General features: G+C 54.6%; 4 protein-coding genes. All 4 read left to right on the plus strand.

The features are described from left to right. Positions 1-1170: GNVR domain-containing protein (locus GV035_RS25840; RefSeq protein WP_159838425.1), on the plus strand; the 1170-nt coding region annotated here is incomplete at its 5' end. Positions 1171-1221: 51 nt separating this feature from the next. Next, positions 1222-2439: a glycosyltransferase family 4 protein gene (locus GV035_RS25845; RefSeq protein ID WP_159838427.1), complete on the plus strand. Its 1218-nt coding sequence runs from the start codon at positions 1222-1224 to the stop codon at positions 2437-2439. A gap of 133 nt (positions 2440-2572) precedes the next feature. Continuing rightward, positions 2573-3634 (plus strand): hypothetical protein, encoded by a 1062-nt coding sequence (locus GV035_RS25850; RefSeq protein WP_159838429.1) that lies wholly within the window; start codon positions 2573-2575, stop codon positions 3632-3634. Further along, positions 3627-4484 (plus strand): glycosyltransferase family 4 protein (locus tag GV035_RS25855; protein WP_159838431.1); only part of this gene is annotated, 858 nt, incomplete at its 3' end. The genes GV035_RS25850 and GV035_RS25855, both read left to right, overlap by 8 nt.

Here is a 4484-nt window from a genome sequence, read left to right on the forward strand (position 1 = left end):
GTCGAGCATCCCGCGGTCAGTTCTATCGATTCTCAACTGCGTGTGGCAGACGACGAGATAAATCGCATAGCCCAAGAGACAGCGTCATTGCCGCCGTTGGAGCAGAACGTACTTGGCCTCCAACGTGACGTGCAGGTAAATAGCGCGCTATACACGTCGTTGATGAACACCTATGAGCAGTTGCGGGTGGTCAGCGCTGGGAAGACTGGTAATGCAAGAGTGGTCGACATGGCTGTCGTTCCGGAGCAGCCTCTTTGGCCTAAACGCTCCTTCGTAGTACTAGTTTCGTTGTTGTTTGGACTATTCTGCGGAATTGTCGCGGCTCTTTGCCGACGACACTTGTTCGACGCGGTGAATGACCCCTCCGAGATCGAGGAGACGACCGGCCTTAGGGTCTTTGCAAGCGTTCCGCATAGCTCGGAGGAAGCGAGGCAGTTGGGTGCCGTTCGTGCTGCCCCGTCTGCTGCGCCGATTTTGGCGACTTCTCCCACCTTCGACCCGGCAATCGAAGGTCTGCGAGGCTTTCGAACCGCTCTACAGTACGCGCTGTCGAGCGCACCGAACCAAATCGTGGCGGTGACCGGCGCAACTCCCGGAGTCGGGAAGTCGTTTATCACACTCAATGTTGCGGCGATTCTTGGTGCGTCCGGGAAACGCGTGTTGTTGGTCGACGCCGACTTGCATCGCGGACTGTTACATGCGCGCATCGGTGCAACGCAAAGTCCTGGACTCGCAGATCTCATTCGCGGGAGCTGCAAGCAGGACCAGGCAATAAGGCGCAACGCTCTGACCGGAGTCGATTTCATTCCGACGGGGACGCTAACACCTGCGGCTACCGATCTGCTTGCAAGCCCCAACGCCGGGGCGACGCTCCTGCGGTTGTGCCGCGACTATGACGTTGTGCTTTGTGACGGCGCGCCGCTCATTGCTACTGATGCCGCTTCGCACTTGGCGGCAATTGCAGGGTCGACGTTTCTTGTCGCACGGCAAGGCGTGACGAGCTTGGGTGAGTTGCGCGAGGTGGTACGAAAACTGGAGCGGTTAGGGATCAAGGCGCAAGGCGTTGTCATGAATGGCTTGCGACTCCGACCCGGTCGAGGCAGCTACGGTTACGGTAGATACCGCTACGCGGCCGACAGCTATGACTTGGACCAACTAAGCAGGCAATGAGAGAACTGCCCGCGCACAAGCTCTCCACTTCGCGGCGAACTAGGAGCAAGAATGAAGATCGCATTCGTCAGTGGTCTCTATCCGCCGGCAGTAATAGGCGGAGGGGAGATCGTGCTGCAAACGCTAGTGGAGGGTATCCACAGTCAAGGACACGAGGTGCTAGTCCTGACAACGAAAGAGGACGGGGAGACGGATCGCAGCTGGCTGAACGGCGTCCCCGTAATCCGCGTCCCAATCAAGAACGTCTATTGGCATGGCAGGAGAGAGCGGCCAGGGCCGCTAAAGCGCGCCTTATGGCATGCCGTTGATTCGTCGAATATCGCGATGATGTCCGTTGCACGAGAGATCCTCCAGCAAGAGCGCCCCGACGTGCTGAACGTGCACGCGACGGAGGGATGGTCGGCCGGTGTCCTTAAAGTTGGAAAATCGCTTGGCATTCCGACTGTGCAGGTGCTCCATAGCAGTAATTTCCTGTGCCCGAATTCAAACATGTTTCGCAACGGTCACTCATGCAAGACGCGATGTGTCAGTTGCGCAATCCTTCGTATCCGGCACCGATCTATGTCCGAACATGCCGACGCCGTAATTGGGGTTAGCCGATTCATTTTGGACAAACACTTGTCGAGGGGCTACTTCTCAAAAGCCAAACATCAGGTCGCCATCCACAACGCCCGCGACCTTCCTATCGATTCGATCGTTAGGACGACGAAGACCGACGCGGAACCGGATCGTCGGCTTAGATTTGGCTTTATAGGTACACTGACCGCCGCAAAGGGAATTGAGTTGCTCATTCAAGAATTTTTATCGCTGGGTGACTGTCCTGCCGAGCTTTTGGTCGCCGGCACCGGTAAGCCCGAGTATGAAGCTCGGCTCATGTCCCGCTATGCTAACTCACGCATTCGATTCCTAGGCTACAAGAAGCAAACAGATTTTCTTCCAAACGTCGACGTACTGGTTGTCCCAAGCCTGTGCGATGAAGCCCTCGGGATGGTTGTTGCCGAGGCCTTCGCGTTCGGCATTCCCGTGATCGCGTCGCGAAGAGGCGGCATCCCGGAAATGGTAGACGACGGCGCCAATGGCTGCCTCTTCGAACCTGATCGATCCGGCGAACTCACCACTACAATGGCCTCTTTTATCAACGGCGAGCGAGACTTTACGTCAATGAGCAGATCGGCGAAAGCATCCGCACATAAATATCTCGACGTTGAGAGCTGGGTCGAAATGCACATGCGAGTTAATCAAGATCTAGTCGCGACGCACGGAGCATGACGTTATGGAATGCAAGCGATGGTCCGTGCCTCGCCGCGGGTCTTTCACCTTCGTGCAATGGCGCGCGAGCAACCCCGTTTGCTTTGGTTTGCTAATCGTACTTAACGTCGCAATACCTAAGGCAGGATTCAAGGTGGGAGACGTCCCGATCACCTTCGGCTACATGTACGCACTGTTCATGGGCGTGGTCTGCTTGCCCGGTGGAATTCGCCAGTTTCTTTTGGGCCGTGACCGCACCGGAAGCATACTGGCCTACAGCTTATTCATACTTCTGTTTCTCGCCGCTATTGCTTATTTCTGCGGCGTGGCGAACCTCGGCTTCTTTTTTTCGATCGTCTTCGGCTTTTGTGTACTGCCCGTTGTTTTCATGCTTAGTCTTCTTCGCGAGGATACCTATAGACGTACGTTAGAAACGTACTTGCTGTGGAGCATCCGCTTTGCGGTGGCATACGGAGTATTTCTGTTCGTCTATAAGTCGGCTACAGGCCAATTCATCGAGATTCCTTATCTTACTGTCAATGCCGACGATGTTGGAAAGATGGGTACGAAGTACATACAGCGGTCCGATATATCAAAGCTTATCTCCACATATAACAACGGCAACATATTTGGGGTTTGTCTTCTAACGTTGATTCCACTCTACGACCTTCTTGAACGGCGGCCCCTCATGAAAGCGCTGGCACGTGTCGCGCTCATACTTACGCTTTCGCGTACCGTGTGGGCTGTGCTTCTCATCTACGAGACATTCCTGACGAGACGGCCTATCTGGCAGCGAGCGGTAATGCTTGCACTGGCGGCCGTCGGAGTTGTGTTAGCGCTTGAGATAATGAGCGCGGACGCTGGGTTCCTCACGGACAGCACATTAGGCGGCCGAATGTCGGTGGTAGATCAGTTAAGTGTTACGTTGTTTCCGATCGAGAAGTTTAACTATGTGTCCGAGATCCTTTGGGTGTCGGTTTTGTACTTCGGCGGCGTTATCGGGCTAGTTATCTTTGCCGGCTTATTTTTACTTATATTCAGCGTTCTAGCAGGTGGCGGTATTAGCTCGGAGTACGAGAAAGTTTCACTTATTGGAGTTGCCAACTTTTTTCTTTGCTCATTTGTCGATGCGGCTGCCAACTATATCCCAACAATGTTTGTGTTCTGGCTTGTCGTGTGGATCGGTCTAGTAAATAAGGGGAGAGCCCATGTCTGAAGTTATCTTTGATGGTCGTTGGGAAGGCATGCATGGCATTGGCCGATTCGCGACGGAGGTGGAGAAAGGCCTAGGTCTGGCGAACGCAAACTTCCACGGAAATCCGGCTTCGCCGTTGGACTGCGTGTACCTCAGCCTCAAGCTCGTCATGCGACGGCACGGAATCTTCTTCTCCCCCGGATACAACTACCCACTGATTTATGGCGGCAAGGGCTTGCTGGTTGTGCACGACCTTATTCACCTGGACGTTCCGGCGCCCCGCTGGCTACTCAAAAAGCTTTATTGCCTAAGTGTCCTCAGGAGCGCTTGTAGGCGCGCAAACGCAGTTCTTACGGTCTCCGAATTTTCCGCGCGTCGCATTGCCGAAGTCACCGGTATTAGCCGGAATAAGATAATCGTGGTAGGGAACGGGGTGTCTAACGTTTTTGCAAAGGACGGGCCGCGTTTCCGTTTGCAAAACGACGAGGTTTATTTTTTGGCCACGTCCAATGGCAAGGAACACAAGAATAACCGCGCTGTGATACGGGGCTTCTTGAACGCAAGGCTTGGCTATCATGTCAAGCTCCTATTCGTCGGCGCACCGTCAGAAGAGATAGCCGCCTACGTTAGTAGACTAGGCGCGCAAGAATCGATATGGTTCCTTGGTAAGGTGTCAGAGGCGGAACTTGCGTCGCTATACCGGGGCGCGCTCGCCCTCATCTTCCCGTCGCTTTACGAAGGGTTCGGCTTACCGATAGTCGAGAGCATGGCTTGCGGAACCCCGGTTGTGACGTCGAACTGTACGGCAATGCCAGAAATTGCGGGCGGCGCAGCCATACTCGTGGATCCCGTATCTGTTGAAGAGATTTCG

This window comes from Burkholderia sp. 8Y, assembly GCF_902506145.1.
Lineage (GTDB): Bacteria > Pseudomonadota > Gammaproteobacteria > Burkholderiales > Burkholderiaceae > Caballeronia.